11 protein-coding genes are annotated in these 17,108 nt (G+C 64.4%); 8 read left to right on the top strand and 3 right to left on the bottom strand.

The window, feature by feature from the left end; translation table 11 throughout:
• Position 1 precedes the first annotated feature (1 nt).
• The 3 genes from ACL9RJ_RS05750 to ACL9RJ_RS05740 all read right to left on the bottom strand — a co-directional run bounded on the left by ACL9RJ_RS05750 (position 2) and on the right by ACL9RJ_RS05740 (position 3,046).
• Entirely contained in the window at positions 2–1,189 is a 1,188-nt protein-coding gene (locus tag ACL9RJ_RS05750; RefSeq protein WP_103033014.1) for an LLM class flavin-dependent oxidoreductase, read from the bottom strand.
• A gap of 66 nt (positions 1,190–1,255) precedes the next feature.
• A complete protein-coding gene (locus ACL9RJ_RS05745; RefSeq protein WP_017128111.1) occupies positions 1,256–1,987 on the bottom strand; it encodes a class II aldolase/adducin family protein in 732 nt (243 codons plus the stop codon).
• A 15-nt stretch (positions 1,988–2,002) separates the two neighbouring features.
• Positions 2,003–3,046: an ABC transporter substrate-binding protein gene (locus tag ACL9RJ_RS05740; RefSeq protein ID WP_422765000.1), complete on the bottom strand. Its 1,044-nt coding sequence runs from the start codon at positions 3,044–3,046 to the stop codon at positions 2,003–2,005.
• 277 nt (positions 3,047–3,323) lie between these two features.
• On the opposite strand from ACL9RJ_RS05740, the gene ACL9RJ_RS05735 reads away from it, so the two are divergent.
• The 8 genes from ACL9RJ_RS05735 to ACL9RJ_RS05700 all read left to right on the top strand — a co-directional run bounded on the left by ACL9RJ_RS05735 (position 3,324) and on the right by ACL9RJ_RS05700 (position 16,954).
• Positions 3,324–4,556 (top strand): acyl-CoA dehydrogenase family protein, encoded by a 1,233-nt coding sequence (locus ACL9RJ_RS05735; protein ID WP_177106282.1) that lies wholly within the window; start codon positions 3,324–3,326, stop codon positions 4,554–4,556.
• Between the two features lie 52 nt (positions 4,557–4,608).
• A complete protein-coding gene (locus ACL9RJ_RS05730) occupies positions 4,609–6,375 on the top strand; it encodes an ABC transporter ATP-binding protein (protein ID WP_017128108.1) in 1,767 nt (588 codons plus the stop codon).
• A complete protein-coding gene (locus ACL9RJ_RS05725) occupies positions 6,368–8,212 on the top strand; it encodes an ABC transporter ATP-binding protein (protein ID WP_422764999.1) in 1,845 nt (614 codons plus the stop codon). Before ACL9RJ_RS05730 ends, ACL9RJ_RS05725 begins: the two co-directional genes overlap by 8 nt.
• A gap of 198 nt (positions 8,213–8,410) precedes the next feature.
• Entirely contained in the window at positions 8,411–9,562 is a 1,152-nt protein-coding gene (locus ACL9RJ_RS05720; protein ID WP_017128106.1) for an LLM class flavin-dependent oxidoreductase, read from the top strand.
• A 19-nt stretch (positions 9,563–9,581) separates the two neighbouring features.
• Positions 9,582–10,631, top strand: a complete 1,050-nt coding sequence (locus ACL9RJ_RS05715; protein WP_017128105.1) for an ABC transporter substrate-binding protein — start codon at positions 9,582–9,584, stop codon at positions 10,629–10,631.
• 35 nt (positions 10,632–10,666) lie between these two features.
• The gene (locus tag ACL9RJ_RS05710; RefSeq protein WP_017128104.1) at positions 10,667–11,725 is read left to right on the top strand and encodes an ABC transporter substrate-binding protein; all 1,059 of its coding nucleotides are present in this window, start codon (positions 10,667–10,669) and stop codon (positions 11,723–11,725) included.
• A 349-nt stretch (positions 11,726–12,074) separates the two neighbouring features.
• Complete coding sequence (locus tag ACL9RJ_RS05705) at positions 12,075–14,339, top strand: TonB-dependent receptor (RefSeq protein ID WP_017128103.1); 2,265 nt, start codon at positions 12,075–12,077, stop codon at positions 14,337–14,339.
• A gap of 149 nt (positions 14,340–14,488) precedes the next feature.
• A complete protein-coding gene (locus ACL9RJ_RS05700; RefSeq protein WP_422764997.1) occupies positions 14,489–16,954 on the top strand; it encodes a TonB-dependent receptor plug domain-containing protein in 2,466 nt (821 codons plus the stop codon).
• Positions 16,955–17,108: the final 154 nt, after the last annotated feature.

The raw sequence follows: 17,108 nt of genomic DNA, 5'->3' as shown, positions 1-17,108 counted from the left end.
TTCATGCCTCTTCGCGCTGCGTGGTCTTCTGCGTCACTCCCAGGCGCGGCACATCGAAGCCATGGTCCAGCTCCAGCAACGGGAACAACAGATCGGCCACGCGGTGGGCTTCATCGATCAGCGGGAAACCGGACAGGATAAAGGCCGAGGTGCCCTGGGCCTCGTACTCGCGAATGCGTTCGGCGACCTGTTCGGCGCTGCCCACCAGGTAGGTGCCGGCGGCGGGGCCGAGGATGTTGAAACCGAACAGGCTGGGGCCGAGCCAGACGTTGGGGTAGATCTCCAGCTCACGCGCGGTCGGCAGGCGCCCGGCGCGGATGGTCTCGACGTTGCGCTGGGTCTGCGGGTCGTCGCTGTGGAAGTCGTCGAAGCTCACGCCGGGTGGCAACTGGCGCTCGATGGCATTGCGCGCGGTTTGCAGCGAAGTGCGTTGCAGCAGTTTTTCGGCGTGGGCCCAGGCCTCTTCCTCGGTCTCGCGCACGATGATTTGCAGGCGGGTGCCGAAGGTCAGTTCACGACCGATCTTCGCCGCTTCGGCGGCGACCTTGCGGAACTTGTCCCCGAGCTTCGGTGGCGTATTGGCGAAACTCAGGTACACGTCGAGCAATTGCACCGAATGCTCCACGCCCGGCCCCGACGTACCGGCACCCCACAGTGGGATGTCGGGTTTCTGGCAAGGCGGATGCCACCCTCCCAGGGGATGGCCGGCCGCGCCCGGCGCACGTGGCGCGAGCTTGACGTACTGGCCGTCATAACCGCGGGTGTCGCCGGCATAGAACCCCTGGAACGCCCGCCAGTATTCCAGGCTGAACGCATAACGCTCGTCATGGGGATAGTGCACGCCCAGCGTCGCCAGGCCGGCATCGTTGCCGTTGACCACATTGAACAGCAGGCGACCGTTGGAGAACTGGTCAAAGGTCAGTGCCCATTTGGCCAGGACCGCCGGCGACAGCTCGCCCGGGTGCTGGGCCACGAGAAAGCGCAGGCGCTGGGTCGCGTCGATCAGCGAAGCCGCCACCGCCAGGCTTTCATTGGGGCTGGAGCCGAGCAGCGAACCGTAGTAACCCAGGCGATCGCTGGCGACGGCAAGCTGCTTGAGATGCTGGAAATCGGTTTTCCAGCGTCCTTCCGGTTCCCATGGATAGGGGCCGTCGGGCGTAGTGAGGTACCAGAGAATTTTCACAGCCATGAGAAACGTCCTTGAAGTAAGCCGATACCCCCGTGGGAGCCGGTTGACCGGCCCCCGCAGGCGGAACTAGTTGCGCCGGTCGATAGCCGGCACCAGGCCCAACTCCGTGGCTTGCTCGAACAGGCCGCTCATTTTCCACTGCTGGGTCAACACGCCCGGACCATAAGGGCGGGAACCACCGAGGGCATCCGCGAGCAATTGCAGCTGTGCGCCCTCCTCCAGCAACAGGATGAATTCCGCGGTGGCCCGCAGCCCTTGCTTGCCCCACACGGTGGAGCCGCCGTTGGCTTCGAGGATCGCCAGGTTGAAGGGGTTTTCGGCGATCTTGTCGAGGATGAAATCCACCTCCTGCTGGCGGCGGTCGATGTACACCGGCAGTTCCCGGGCCAGCTGGTAGCGTTGCACCGGTACGTAGTGGAACGGCAAGGTGCGGTGGGTCTGGGCCCAGGCGCCAAGGTATGGCGAATGCACGTGGGACACGGTGGTCACATCCGCGTGCTGCTGGAACAGCTTGGTGTAGCGTCCCAGGCCGCCCTTGCCCTTGCCGAGAATGACATTGCCGGCAAAGTCGGTGACGGTGGCTTGCAGCGGCTTGCGGTAATTCCACGGGCCGCCGTAGTTGACCGATACCAGTAGTTCCTGACCCGGCACCCGCTCGATAAAGCCGACGGTGCCATTGGCGGTGATGGTGTTGGTTTCGCGGAATACGGTGAAGGCTTCTTCGGCTTCCAGCAGCACCTTGTCGACAAAGGCCTGCAGTTCTTGGCTGATCGGTTGGGCGTGGACAATGGCAGTCATGGGAGTTCTCCAGGTTCAGGCGCGGCGCTTGGCCAGCAGTTCATGGGCAGCTTGCAGGGGACGCGGGTCGACCCAGTCGGCGATGGCAAAATCACGTTCCAGGAAGCCGTGCAGGTAGAGGAAATCCTTCTGTACACCAAGGAAGTCCAGGCGCTGGGCCGACAGGTCCGGCGCCAGGGTGGTATGGAAATCGCCGCGATAGGCCTCGGCCACGCCGGCACTGCCGGCACGGGTTTCTTCTTCGAGAATCGCGTTCAGGCCGTCGCGATTGTTCGCCGCCCAGTCGGCGGCGTTGAGGGTCTGCGCGAGAAAGCGCACCACCAGGTCGAAGTGGTTATCCAGCAGGCTCTGGTGGACGGTGATCGGCCGCGGCGTGCCGTTGTTGATGCGGTAGCGCGGCTCGGCGATCAGGTCCAGGTCAATGCCCACCACCAGCCCCAGGCGCCGTGCCGCGTCGGCCGCCGAGGCGCCCTTGACGTACACCGCGTCGACCTCGCCATGCACCAGGTAATCCAGGCCGGACCACAGGCGCTGCAAGCCCTGGCGCGGATCGGCCGCCAGCTCCTGGTCCTGCAACGCCACTTCCACCAGTTCCACATCATCAAAGCCCAGGCCGGCCAGGCTCAGCGCGCCCTTGTAGCCGTGCAGGCTCATGGCCCGAGCGATGCTGCCGGGACGGTTGTCGCCCCAGGCCGGCAAGGCCAGGCGCTTGCCTCGCAAGTCTTCGGGGCGGGTGATGCCGGAGTCCGGCCGGACCAGGATGGTCTGCCATTCCTCGATCCAGGTCAGGCCGATCAGGCGGCTCGGCGCACCGGCGGCGCGGGCGGCCAGGGCCGGCACATTACCGCCCTCGCGAAACAGCCCCGGCAGGTCGTGATCGTAATGATGACGACCCAGCTGGCGGGCCTCCTGCAGGGTGGACACCGGCAGGCCATCGGGGGCGAACTCCTCGGTCAACCACCCCAGTTTGTAGGCGATGCCGGAGGCGGTCGGCACCGGGCACCGGGTAAACCAGATCTGCTCAAGCTCAGGCGTGGGCAGGACAGCGGAAAGGGTCATGGTCAGCTCCATTGAATTGGGCAAGGCAGTCCATGGGGGTATTGCAGAGGCCGTGCCAATCGCCAGAAGCCCCGGTTTACAAGGGTTCCGAGCCAACACCTGGAAGACGGCTGCTGGCCTGCCAGCAGCACTGCTGCTCCTTCAGCAGTCCCCGGCAAGCACTGCTTCCCCAGCAGCACCCCGCTCACCGAGAGCCCTGTGCAGTGGGGGTTCTGGCGTTGGCGCAGAACTTGCTCAAGGCCCTTTTCACTGCCCTACGCAAACCAAGGACTGAACCATGACTACATTCGAACAGGCGCCCGTACGCCATCTGCCGAGCGAGACCGAGGCCATCGCGGCCGCCAGGGAAATCGCCGTGGAGATCGCCAGCATCGCCGCCGACAGCCAGCAGAACGGCCAGTTGCCCTGGCGCCAGGCTCAGCTGTTATCGGAAAGCGGCCTGACCGCCATCGGTGTGCCCAAGGCCTTCGGCGGGCTCGGCGCGTCGGTGCAGACCATCGTCGAAACCGTACGCCTGATCTCGGAGGCCGATGGCGGCGTCGGACAGTTGCTGCAGATCCATAACGTGATGCTGCGGGGGATTTTCAACGGTTATCCGGACGCGGTGCGTGATCGACTGGTCAGCGACGTACTGGCCGGCAAGCGTTTCGGCAACGCCCTGGCCGAGGTCGGGGGCAAGAACAAGTTCGCGCTGAAGACCCGCGTCGAACGTCGTGAAGACGGCGCCCTGGTACTCAATGGCAGCAAGTTCTACTCCACCGGTTCCTACCTCGCCGAATGGATCTCGCTCACGGCCGCCTCGGACGACGGCGGCGCGGGCGTGCTGCTCAATCGCAATACACCGGGCCTGACGCTGGTGGATGACTGGGAAGCCTTCGGCCAGAAAAACTCGGTCAGCGGCACAGTGATTTTCGACAATGTCGTCCTGGATGAAGACTTCGTTTCATGGCGCAAAGGCCCGATGAAACGCACCGGACTGACCTTCCCGCAGATTCTTCATGCGGCCATCGATACAGGTATCGCCGCCGGCGCGTTGTCGGCCGCGGTGGATTACCTCAAGCACAACGCGCGGCCATGGGTGGAAAGCGGGGTCGACCACGCCAATGAAGAGCCGCACATCATCAAGCAGATCGGCGAATACGCCGTGAGCCTGCGCGCTGCCGAATCGCTGTTGCGCGACGCGGCGCGGGTGTTCGATGCCCATGAGCAAGACCCCGACAACAAGGAACTGCAGGACGAGTTGATCCTCTCGGTGGCGACCGCCCGTGCGCATTCCGACAGCGCCTCGCTGAAGATCTCCAGCGATATTTTCTCGCTGCTGGGGGCCAGTTCATCGTTGAGCAAGTGGAACCTGGATCGCTTCTGGCGCAATGCCCGGGTGCATACCACCCACGATCCGATCCGCTGGCGCCTGCACCACGTGGGCAACTACTACCTCAACGGCGTGGACCCGGGCGAGTACACCGCGATTCTCAACGCCCGGGAAACCCAGGGTGCCACCCGCAAATAAGCAATACGGGCCGTGCGCGGCCCATTCCCCGTGTATGGCTGACGAGCTTTTCATGATCGAACAACACCCCCTTCTACGCAGCCTGGCGATCTACAGGGAAATGCCCTGGCGATTCACCCTGGTGGCGGCGCTGTACGTGGCCATCAACCTGGGGCTGGTCTGGCAACAATGGCTGATCGGCCATGCGGTGAACGACGTCAGCGCCGGACGCGCCGTCGTCCACCATCCTGACGGCAGCCTGGACGCCAGCCTCGGTTGGTACTGGCTCGGGCTGATGCTCGCCGTGGCGTTCGGCCGCGGCCTGCTGCAATACGTCGCCAGCGTGTTGTCGCTGGTGATCAGCCAGGAACTGCTGACGCGCCTGCGCGAACGCATCCTGTCCCAGGTGCAGAGCCTGCACCTGGGTTATCACTGGCAACACGGCATGGGCGAGATGATCACTCGCACCACCCGCGATGCCGACAAGGTGCGCGATGCGCTGATCACCTTCTGGCGTCAGCTGGTGGAAACGCCGCTGGTGGTGCTGGCCACCGTCGGCCTGCTGGGCTGGTACGACCCGCTGCTGGGCCTGGTGCCGCTGCTGCTCACGGTCACCGGACTGTGGATCTTCGTGCGCCAGACCGGGCGCTTGGTGAGCCTGGACCGGGCGGTCGGCAGCGCCTATGACCGGGTCAACCAGGACCTGAGCGAAGGGATTGGCGGCGTGCGGGTGATCAAGTCGTTCGGCCTGGAGCAACGGCGTATCCAGGGCTTCGCCGATCAGGTCGCGGTGTTCGCCGCATTGGCACGCCAGGCTCTGGCCTATTCCAGCTCGCGCATTCCACTGCCCCAGGCGGTGGTGGCGCTGGGGCATGTGTGGATTCTGGTGTACGGCGCCCACCTGGTGGCGGCCGGTCAACTCGGGATCGGCGAACTGGTGACCTCGCTGCTGATCGCCACCACCCTGGTATTCCGTATCGAAGGCATCGGCCGGGTGATGCAGACCTTCGCCGATGCCCGCGCCAGCGCCGAGCGTATCTGGCAATTGCTGGATGCACCGGTGGCGATCCGCGGCGGTGCCGCCAGCCTGCCCGCCAGCCCGTTGGGGCTCAAGCTGGAACAGGTCAGCGTCACCGCCCCCGGTGGGGGCCGCGACATCCTGCATGACTGTTCGCTGACCTTGCAGCCTGGAGAGATCGTCGCGCTGGTCGGCGCCACCGGCACCGGCAAGAGCTTGCTGGCCAGCCTGTTGCCACGCCTGAGCGATGTAACGGCCGGGCGCCTGTTGCTCGGCTCGGACAGCAGCGGCTGGCAGGACATCCGTGACCTGCAACTCGGCCCGCTGCGCCAGCGCGTGCATGTCGCGCCGCAGGAAAGTTTCCTGTTCGCCGGTAGCCTGGCGGCCAACCTGCGCCTTGCCGCCCCGGAGGCCAGCGACGAACAACTGCGCGAGGCCCTGCACCTCGCCGCCGCCGAAGACGTCCTGCAGCGCCTGCCCCAAGGCCTGGAAACGCCCCTTGGCGATCGCGGCGTGACCTTGTCCGGAGGCCAGCGCCAACGCCTGTGCCTGGCCCGCGCGTTGCTGGGCAAGCCGGACATCCTGTGCCTGGACGACGCCACCAGCGCCCTCGACGCCATCAGCGAACGCCAGGTACTGCACAACCTGCGGCAACTGCGCGGCACCACGGTGCTGGTGATCTCCAGCAAGCTCTCGACCATTCTGCTGGCCGACCGCGTGCTGATGCTGGCCGACGGCAGGATCATCGCGCAGGGCCGTCACGCCGACCTGCAATCAACCCATGCGCAATACCGCGACCTGCTGGGGATCGATCATGGCTAACCCGCTGCCAGGCAAAGCCTTGAGCGATATCGAAATCGAAGAAATGCTGGCGAAGAAGGCGTTGGATCGCAGCATGTTCAAGCGCTTGCTGCCACTGCTCAGGCCGATCCGTCGGCAGATTGGCGCGGTGATCGGCATCGAGATACTGCTGGTGATCAGCGTCTTTCTGCGGCCGTGGTTTGTGCGTGAACTGCTCGACCGTGGATTGATCCAACAGGCCGATCACTGGCTGCTGGACGAGCGCCTGGTGCTGTGGCTGGGCCTCGGCCTGGCGGCCAGCTGGCTGGTGCGTTTCCTGCTGGCCGGGGTCTCGCAATTTGTCGCCGGCGGCGCGGCGATCCGTGTGCTGAACGCGTTGCGGGTGCAGGTATTCGCCCATGTCCAGGGCCTGAGCGTCAGTTACTTCGACCAGACCCGCGCCGGGCGCATCATTTCCCGGGTCGACCGCGATGTCGACGCCCTCGAGCCGCTGGTGATCCAGGGCCCGCCAGAACTGCTGGGCGCCCTGCTGCGCTGTGGCCTGGCCTCGGTGATGCTGTGGCGCATCGACCCGCGGTTCTTCCTCAGCCTGGCGGCCACGGTGCCTTTACTGGTGCTCGCCACCTGGAGTTTCAAGCGCATCTCCCAGCGCAACTGGGCCAGGGTCGCGGAAAACCGCAGCCGCTTTACCGCGCACCTGGTGGAAAGCGTCAGTGGTGCGCGCCTGCTGCAACAGTGTGCCCACGAGGCACCGAACCTGCGGCGCTATCGCCAGTTGCTGGAGGATTTCAACCAGGCGCTGATTCGCGGCAGCTTGCGCTCATCGTGGTTCGCACCGTTTACCGCGCTGCTCAGTTCGGCGGGAATCGCGCTGTTGCTGCTGGTGGGCGCGTATGGCCTGGCGGCGGGCGAGGTCAGTGTCGGCCAGGTCGCGGAAAGCCTGTTCTATGTGTTTTTGTTCCTGGGACCGTTGCAGGAGCTGTCGGACCTGTTTGAGCGCTACGCCACGGGCTCGGCGTCGGCACAGCGGATTTTCCTGCTGCTCGATACCTCGCCGCAGATCGTCGACAGCAGCGGCCCCCGGCCCCTGGAACGGGCGCGTGGCGAAGTGCATTTTGACCAGGTGCTGTTCAGCTACGGGCAAGCCCCGGTCATCAACGGCCTGAACCTGCATATCCCGGCGGGTGAAGTGCTGGCGATCGTGGGCCCGTCCGGCCATGGCAAGAGCACCCTGGTGCAATTGCTAACGCGCTTCTACGAAGTGCAGACCGGTGCAATCCGTCTCGACGGCATCGACGTACGCGAGCTGACGCAACATACCCTGCGTCGCCATGTCGGCGTGGTGTTGCAGGACAACGTGCTGTTCAGCGGCAGCATTCTCGACAACCTGCGCCTCGCCGCCCCCGAAGCCGACGATGCCACCCTGATCGCCGCCGCCCGCGAACTGGGCGCCGATGAAGTGCTGGAGCGCCTGCCTCACCAGTACCACACGGAGGTTGGCCCGCTGGGCGCGCATCTGAGCCACGGCCAGCGGCAGTTGGTATGCCTGGTGCGCGCGTACCTGGCGGACCCGGCGGTGCTGGTGCTGGACGAGGCGACTTCGGCGGTGGACATTCATACCGAACGACGCATCCAGCGGGCGTTGCGCCGGCTGTGCGAGGGACGTACGGCGATCATCATCGCGCATCGGCTGGCGACGATCCGCGATGCCGACCGGATCGCGGTGGTACGCCATGGGCAGGTGGTGGAACTGGGCGCGCATCAGCAGTTGATGGACAAGGACGGACCGTATGCCGCGCTGTACCAGACCTACCTGCGCAGCGCGCGCAGCCACGAGCCGAGCGCCCTATCCCCGTAGGAGCCGGCTTGCCGGCGCCTGCAAGGGCCTGCTGCACGCTCAGCATCGACTGCTGGGCGGGTGCTGCTACAGCAGCACCCGTCTCCTTCCCGCATGCGCAAGCCCCCGTAGCCATTGGGCCCCGCCCCATGGCATGGGCGTTGCAACCACCCCTGCCATCAGGTCCACGCACCTTGCACGACTGAATCAGGAGCATCCATGAGCACTGAATTTTTCTGGCGCCTGCCGCTGGGCACCGACGGCCCGCAGCTGACCACCGACAAACACAACCGTGGCAACCCCGACTACCGCCCCGGTCATATCGCTCCGGGACGCTTGCCCAACGGCGAACCCGACGACTTCACCTACATCGACTACATCGCTCAGGTGGCCAAGGCCGCCGAGCTCGCCGGTTTTGAAGGCGCCCTGCTGCCCACCGGCCCCGAGCCATGGATTGCCGCCGCCGCGCTGGCCCGGGAAACCCGGCGCATCAAGTTCCTGATCGCCTTCCAGGCCACCTGGACCCTGCCCGCCTACGCCGCGCAGCAGGCGGCGATCCTGCAGAATCTCAGCCGTGGCCGCCTGGAGTGGAACATCATCACCGGCGGCAACCCCGCCAGCCAGCGCGCCAACGGCGACTTCCTCGAACATGACCTGCGCTACAAGCGCACCGGCGAGTTCCTCGACATCATCCAGGGCCTGTGGGAGAACGAAAAATTCTCCTACGCCGGCGATATCTACCAGCTGGAAAACGGCAGCCTGCCCGCCGGCCTGCAGCACGAGCGCAAGCCGGGGGTGTATTTCTCCGGGTTCTCCGATGCCGCGCTGGGCGTCGCCGCCAGGCACGCCGATGTCTACCTGAACTGGGCCGAGCCCATCGACAAGCTCAAGCCGCATATCGATCGCGTGCGCGAGCTTGCCGACAAACAGGGACGCAGCGTGCGGTTCGGCCTGCGGGTCGACCTGTTCGCCCGCGAGACCGAGGAGCTGGCCTGGAAAGACCTGCGCCGCCAGTTCGACAAGCTTGAAGGCAGGACCAGCGTCGTCGCCAAGGGTTTCACCAGCGGCTCCGATTCGGTGGGCGCCGCGCGGCAAACCGCCTACCACCAGAACGTCGACCGCTTCGACGACCTGATCATCGGCCCCAATCTCTGGGCCGGCTTTGCCAAGGCCAAGCCGGGCCCGACCGTCGGCCTGGTGGGCAGCCACGAAAACATCGCCGAGCGCCTGGTGGAATACCGCGACGCCGGTTTCTCGACCTTCATCCTCGCCGGCAACCCGCACCTCGAAGAAGCCCTGCGCATCGGCCAGGAAGTCCTGCCGCTGGTGCACCGACGCCCGGCCATCCAACCGTTGAAAGCCAGCGCCTGAACGCTGGGGAGAATCCTCGATGACACAACCTCTCGACACCCTCTGGTACACCCGCTGTCCCGTGCCCACCGGCCTGGGTATCGCCGTGCAGAAAGGCTGGCTGCAGGACACCGTCGGCGCCCTGGGCACCGAAGTGCAGTCGCTGCGCGAATCGAATGACAAGGCGGTGCGCGAGTCGCACTTCGATCATACCCTGCAGAATTCGGTCCGCCATGGCGGCAATATCCCGGCGATCTGGGCCCGCGCCCAGGGTCGCGAAACCCGGGTGATCGGCCTGTCCTGGGCGGACGAAGTGCAACTGATCCTGACCCGCCAGGACAGCGGCATCAAGACCGTCAAGGACCTCAAGGGCCGCACCTTCGGCCTGCCGGACTGGGCCGGTGCGCAGATCGATTTCACCCGCGCCCAGGCATTGCGCGGGCTGGAAAACGCGCTGTCGCTGGAAGGCCTGAAGGTCGGCGATGTGAAGCTCGGGAACTTCCGGTATGGCGGCACCTTCAGCGACAACGCCGTGCGCAACGTGGCCGGCACGCCGGTCAATGCACGCACGAGTGAACGCAACCTGGAACTGATCGGCCTGTTGCGCGGCGAGGTCGATGCGATCTTCCTCAAGGGCGCCAGCGCGGCGCAGCACGCCCATGATTTCGGCTTGCACACGGTGATCGACACCGGCTCCCATCCCGACCCGCTGATCCGCAGCAACAACGGCACTCCGCGCACCCTCGCGGTGGACCTGAACCTGCTGGAAAACCATTTCGACGTGGCCACCGGCATCCTCGACTCGGTACTGCGTGCCGAGCAGTGGGCCCACACCCACCCGGAAGACACCCGGCGCTACCTGGCCCGGGAAACCAACAGCAGCGAGTATTGGGTAACCGCGGCCTATGGCGACGATGCACACCTGCGCCTGCGTACCGAACTGGATGAACAGGCGATTGCCGCCCTGCAGGATTTCACCCATTTCCTGCACCGCTGGCGCTTTATCCCGCAAAGCTTCGATGTGCGTGAATGGATTGATGCACGACCGTTGAACGCGCTGCTCAACGGCAAAACCGCGCTGGCAGGCTGACCCGCCAGGCTTCATGGATCCGAACGAAGACCCTTATGAGCAAACCACTCGATACTCTCTGGTACACCCACAGCCCGGTCCCCACCGGGCTCGGCATTGCGGTGCAGTCCGGGCGACTCGCCGAAGCCTTCCTGCCCTATGGCACCAATATCCAATCGTTGCGCGAATCCACGGAGCGGGAAGTTCGCGAAGCCCACTATGATCATCACCTGCAGAACTCGGTACGCCACGGCGGCAATATCCCGGCGATCTGGGCCTATTCCAGCGGCGTCGAAACCCGCGTGCTGGGGCTGTCGTGGAGCGATGAAGTGCAACTGATCCTGACCACCGCCGAAAGCGGTGTGAAGAGCGTGCGCGACCTGAAGAACCGGCGCTTCGGCCTGCCGAAATGGGCCAACGTGCAAATCGATTTTACCCGCGCCCAGGCCCTGCGCGGCCTGGAAAACGCACTCAGGCTGGAAGGCTTGAACGTGGCCGATGTGGAACTGGTGGACTACCCCTACGGTGGCACCTACAGCGACAACCAGACCTCCTATGTCTATGGCCCCGAAGTCAGCCTGGGCGTCAGCCGTTTCAGTCGGCGCAACAACGAACTGATCGGCCTGCTGCGTGGCGATATCGACGCGATCTTTCTCAAGGGCGCGCACGCTGTCCACCTGGCCAACGAGTTCGGCCTTCATGTGGTGGTGGACACCGGCTCGCACCCGGACCCGCTGATCCGTTCCAACAACGGCACGCCGCGTACCCTCACCGTGGACATCAATCTGCTGCGGGAACATTTCGACGCCAGCGTGAAGATCGTCGATACCGTGCTGCGCACCGAGCAATGGGCCTGGGCCAACCCGGACGAGACCCGGCGCTTTCTCGCCAAGGAACTCAATACCAGCGAGTACTGGGTGACGGCGGCCTACGGCGAAGATGCGCACCGCCGCCTGCGCACCACCCTCGATTCGCGTTCGATTGAAGCCCTGCAGGATTTCACCGACTTCCTGCATCGCTGGGACTTCATTCCCCGGCGCTTTGACGTGCGCGACTGGATCGATTTCAGCGTGCTGGAAAAAGTCATCGGTTCCACTTCCCGCGTCGCCGTTTAACCCTGCCCACGACCTGCAGGAGCCCGGCTTGCCGGCGATAGCGTCTTCAAGAACGCCATCGCCGGCAAGCCGGGCTCCTGCAAGGGCCGGGTATATCAGCCCCTGAAGTGTTGCCAGGTCAACACTCCCCTTGCTGCTCCAGCAGCACCCTCCAAGCAACTTCTGCTGAATCTTCGACAGGTGATTTTCACAGCCTGCGGGCGCCGTGGATTTCTCGGTGAGACGCGCCCAAAATAAATAATTTATCTGTTTACTTTCATACACTTACATCACTGTATCGGTCTTGAAATTCTCTTGGCACGATCTCTGCTCTACCCCCTTCAAGGACACTTTTCCGGGGGAGACTGCAATGCATAAAATCAATCCGATCACCAGCGGCCTGTGGCTCGCTTTACTGCTCGCCGGGGGGGCCGCCAGCGAGCAGTTGCTGGCCGCCGACGCCGCTGAAAACGACACCAGCAAAACCGAGCCATCGCTCAAGACCGTGACCGTCACCGCACAGCACCGCGAGCAAACCCTTCAAGAGGTTCCGGTGGCGGTATCGGCGGTCCAGGGCACCCATATCGTGGAGGACGGCGTGCGCTCGATGGGCGATATCACGACCTTCATTCCCAACGCATCGGCCAAGAACCCCGACGGCGACGGCCGGCCGCGCTGGTATATCCGCGGACTGGGGACCGGCGACACCGGCGCGGCTACGGTGTACCCGGTGGGTATCTACGCCGATGACGTGTACCTGAATGCACCGATTGCCGGTGGCGGGCCGCTGTGGGACCTGGAGCGCATAGAAATCCTGCGCGGGCCGCAGGGCACGCTGTACGGCAAGAACACCACGGCAGGCGCGGTGAATATCATCTCGAAGAAACCGACCTTCGACACCGACGGTTTCGGCACCATCGGCTTTGGCAGCAAGAACGAACGCATACTCAGCGGTGCCCTCGGCGGCACCCTGGTGGATGAAAAACTCGCGGCACGGATCTCGCTGTATTCCGAAGAACGCGATGGCTTCCAGAAAAACCTGGTGGACGATCACACCTACGGCGACGTCAACAAAAAGGCCGTGCGCCTGCAATTCTTCGCCCAGCTCAACGATGACCTGGATGCGCTGTGGAAGATCCACAGCCGCGAGTTCAAGGGCGACGGCGCCAACGGCGCGTTGACCCTGGGCCGCTATTACAACGTGGGTTACCAGCGGCCGGCCGGACGCAATATCGCCCTGAACGTCGATGACGATTCCAAACTCAACCACGACGGCACCTCACTGACCCTCAACTGGCACCTGGGCGACTACACCCTGACGTCCATCAGCGCCTATGACTACATTCGCGGCCAGTCCAGCAGCGACGCCGACTACACGCCATACGAGGTCAACGGCACCGCCACCGCCGACAACAAATACACCCAGTACTCCCAGGAAATCCGCCTGGCCTCGCCCCAGCAGGAAACCCTGCGCTGGCTGGCCGGTGCGCACTATTTCCACGAGGATCTGGACAGCAGCGCCGGACGGTTCATCGCCCCCGGGCCGACACCCAACGGCACCGGCTCCAACCAGGTCAACGGCGCCACCGATTTTCGTGACCTGAGCTACGACCACAAGACCGACAGCTATGCGCTGTTCGGCAACCTGACCTACGACTTCACCGACAATTTCAGCGTCACCGGCGGCCTGCGCTGGACCCAGGAAAAGAAAGATATCGACCTCAGCCTTACCCAGCTGACCCGTGCCACCGCCAACGGCCCGCTGATTCCCCTGGCCGGCGTCGGCACCAACGGCAATCGCCAGGAAGACAAGACCTGGGAAGCCTGGACCTACGACCTGACCCCGGAATACCGCATCAACGACAATGTGCGAGTGTTCTTGCGCTACGCCCATGGCTTCCGTTCCGGCGGCTTCAACACCGGGCTGTCGACCAGCCTGTCGCAGTTGACCACGGTGGACCCGGAACAACTCGACGCCTACGAGTTCGGCGTGAAGTCCGAGTGGTTCAACCGTCGCCTCACGGCCAACGCGAACATCTTCTACTACGACTATTCGGATATTCAGGTGAACCTGCTCACGGTCAACAACGGCGTGCTGACCACCGCGCTGACCAACGGCGCCAAGGGCAAGGTCAAGGGCGCCGAACTGGAGCTGGAAGGCCAGCCCACCGACTACCTGCACCTGCGCGCGGCGGTTTCCTTCCTCGATACCGAATACACCGACTTCAAGAACACCAACCCCAACACCGGTGCGGTCACCGGTGACTACAGCGGCAACAGCTTCGTGCGTTCGCCGCGCAACGTGGTGTCCCTCGGCGGCGACTACACCATCCCGCTGGAAATCGGCGGCAAGCTGGTGGCCGGGGCCGATGTGAGCTTTCGCGACAAGGAGTACTTCCTGGCCGACCGCCAGAGCAGTGCCGACAAGGACCTGAGCCAGCCTCACTACACCTTGGCCAACAGCCGCCTGACCTGGTACAGCGCCGACGAAAAACTCAGCGTCACCGGCTTCGTCAACAACCTCACCGACCGCCGCTACCAGGTCCATGGCCGGCCGAACGGTGGCCTGGGCCAATACGTGATCACCTATGGCGACCCGCGCACCGTGGGCCTGAGCGTGACCAGCCGCTTCTGACCCCACCACAAACAACGCCACCTCACCTTGCAGGAGCCCGGCTTGCCGGCGACAGGGCCCTTGAGGCCGCTAAAAGCTTCGTGGGCAAGCCCGCTCCCACACAAGCCGGGCTCCTACAAGGTGGGTAATTTCCTGAAAGGACCTCTTTTATGTTCCGACGTACTCCGTTGGCCGGCGCCATCGCGCTGGTCATGGGCAGCCTTGCCGTGCCTGTATTTGCCGCGGATGACAACCAGCCCACCGCGAAAAACGATCACCTGGATACCGTGGTGGTGCTCGGCACACGCCGCAGCGACCTGACCGCCCTGCAAAGCGCGGCACCGGTGGATGTACTGTACGGCGAGCAGTTGCAGCAGACTGGTGCCACCGACCTGTCCGGCGCCCTGACCGCCTTGTCGCCATCGTTCAACTTCCCGCAGTCGCCCCAAGGTGCGTTTGCCGGCTCCATCGCCCAGGGGGCATCGCTGCGTGGCCTGGCCTCGGACCAGGTGCTGGTGCTGGTCAACGGCAAGCGCCGCCACAGCAGCGCCAACATCACCCGCCAGAGCTTGGTCAATGGTCGTGGCGCGGCAGCGGTGGACTTGAGCCTGATCCCGTTGAGCGCGATCCAGCGCGTGGAGATCCTGCGCGATGGTGCCGCCGCCCAATACGGCTCCGATGCGATTGCCGGGGTGATCAACATCGTGCTCAAGGAAAACGATGACGGCGGCAACCTGGGTTATCGTTACGGCGGCTACGACAAGGGCGACGGCATCCAGCGCAAGCTCAGCGGCTGGAAAGGTTTCACGCTGCCCAACGACGGTTTCCTTACCTTGAGTTTCGACGCCGGCAGCCAGGACCCCGCCAGTGACACCAACCCCGACAACCGGATCTTTTACCCCGGCGATACCAGCGTCAACACGCCTCGCGAGCAGAACAACCGCTACCGCACCTGGCGTTGGGGTTCGGGCAATATATCGGACCAGTACAATTTCGTGGCCAACAGCGAGATCGGGGTCGGCGAAGGCCTGACCGCCTACGGGTTCGCCACCTACTCCCACAAGAACACCGACGCCGAGGGCTTCTTCGACCCGCCCACGGCCTTGCGCAACAACTACGGCAGTACCGCGTTGCAACGCTATCCGGACGGCCGCCTGCCAATCACCCGCTACGGCCTGGAAGACTATGCCGTCACCGGCGGCCTGCGCTTCGAGAACGAACGACTGGGCAAGTTCGACCTGGCGCTGAACCACGGCGACAACACGCTCAAATCCACCGACCGCAATGCGATCAACCCCAGCTACGGCGTCGACAGCCCGTCGAAGATCTATACCGGCGAACGCGAAAACGACCAGACCAACCTGACCCTGGACTGGGTACGCGACTTCCCCACCGACCTGCTGTTCAAGCCACTGACCCTGTCGGCAGGCCTGGCCTGGCGCAAGGAGAACTACCAACTGAGCGCGGGCGAAGCCGCCGGCTGGCAGAACGGGCCGCTGTTCAATACCGTCGACCCGATTACCGGGCGGCGGATTCCCGGGTACTACTCAGGTATCACCCAGGTCGACGCGGCGTCGCTGGACCGCAAGGTGCTGGGCGCCTACATCGACGTCGAAGGCCAGATCACCGAGAAATTCCAGGCCGGCGTCGCGGTGCGTACCGAACACTATTCGGACTTTGGCGACACCACCAACGGCAAGCTGTCGCTGCGCTATGACTTCACCCCGCAGATCGCCGCGCGCGCCACGGCCAGCACCGGTTATCGCGCGCCATCGTTGGTACAGAGCGGCATGTCGTCGTTCAGTGTGCAGGTAGTGGAGCAACCGCCAGGCAGCGGCAACTACGTCGAGGTGCAGCAGCGTACGTTGCGCGCCAACAGCCCGGAAGCCCAGGCACTCGGCGGCAAGGCGCTCAAGCCCGAAGAGTCGACCAACTACTCCCTGGGCCTGGTGTGGCGCCCGGTGGACAATGCCTCGGTGACGGTGGACGCCTACCGGATCAACATCGACAACCGCATCACCCTCTCCGACCAGTTGCCCGCCAGCGTGGTCACGCCGATCTTCGCCGGCACGCCCTACGCCAACATCCAGAGCGCGGCGTTCTACACCAACGTCGCCGACACCCGCACCGACGGCATCGAGCTGACCGGCAATTACCAGTGGGACTTGCAGCAATGGGGCCGCCTGAACCTGAGCAGCGGCTTTGCCAAGACCAACACCACCATCACTGGCTTGCGCGATGTCGGAAGTATCAAGGGTTCGCAGATTGTCGGGCGCAACACCCAGGGGCTGATCGAAGACGGCACCCCGGACACCAAGCTGACCCTGAGCGCCAACTGGCTGTATGAAAACTGGGGCGTCAATATCGCCCAGCGCCGCTACGGCGAATGGAAAAGCCTCAACGCCACCAACCCCAACCTGGACCAGACCTTCAGCCCGCAATGGGTAACCGACGTGGATCTGTCCTACACCTTTCACAAGGGCGTGAAGGTCTCGGTGGGCGCGATCAACCTGTTCGACACCCATCCGGACAAGGCCGATGGCGCGCAGCTGTATGGCGTACCGAAGTACTCGATCACCAGCCCGGAAGGTGCCCAGGGCGCGTTCTACTACACCAGCATCAGCTACGACTTCTGAAGCGACTGCTGAATGGGTGCTGCTCCAGCAGCACCTGACCACCAATTCCCCGTGGGACCCCGGATTGCCGGTGATGGCGGCCGCTGCTTTATCGCCGGCAAGCCGGGCGCCGGCAAGGGTTGGCGTGGTCCCGGGGTCATGTGGCACATGTCTT

Source organism: Pseudomonas sp. Mn2068, from assembly GCF_049319725.1.
In the GTDB taxonomy this organism is placed as follows: Bacteria; Pseudomonadota; Gammaproteobacteria; order Pseudomonadales; family Pseudomonadaceae; genus Aquipseudomonas; species Aquipseudomonas gingeri.
This window is presented reverse-complemented; position numbering and strand designations above follow the sequence as displayed.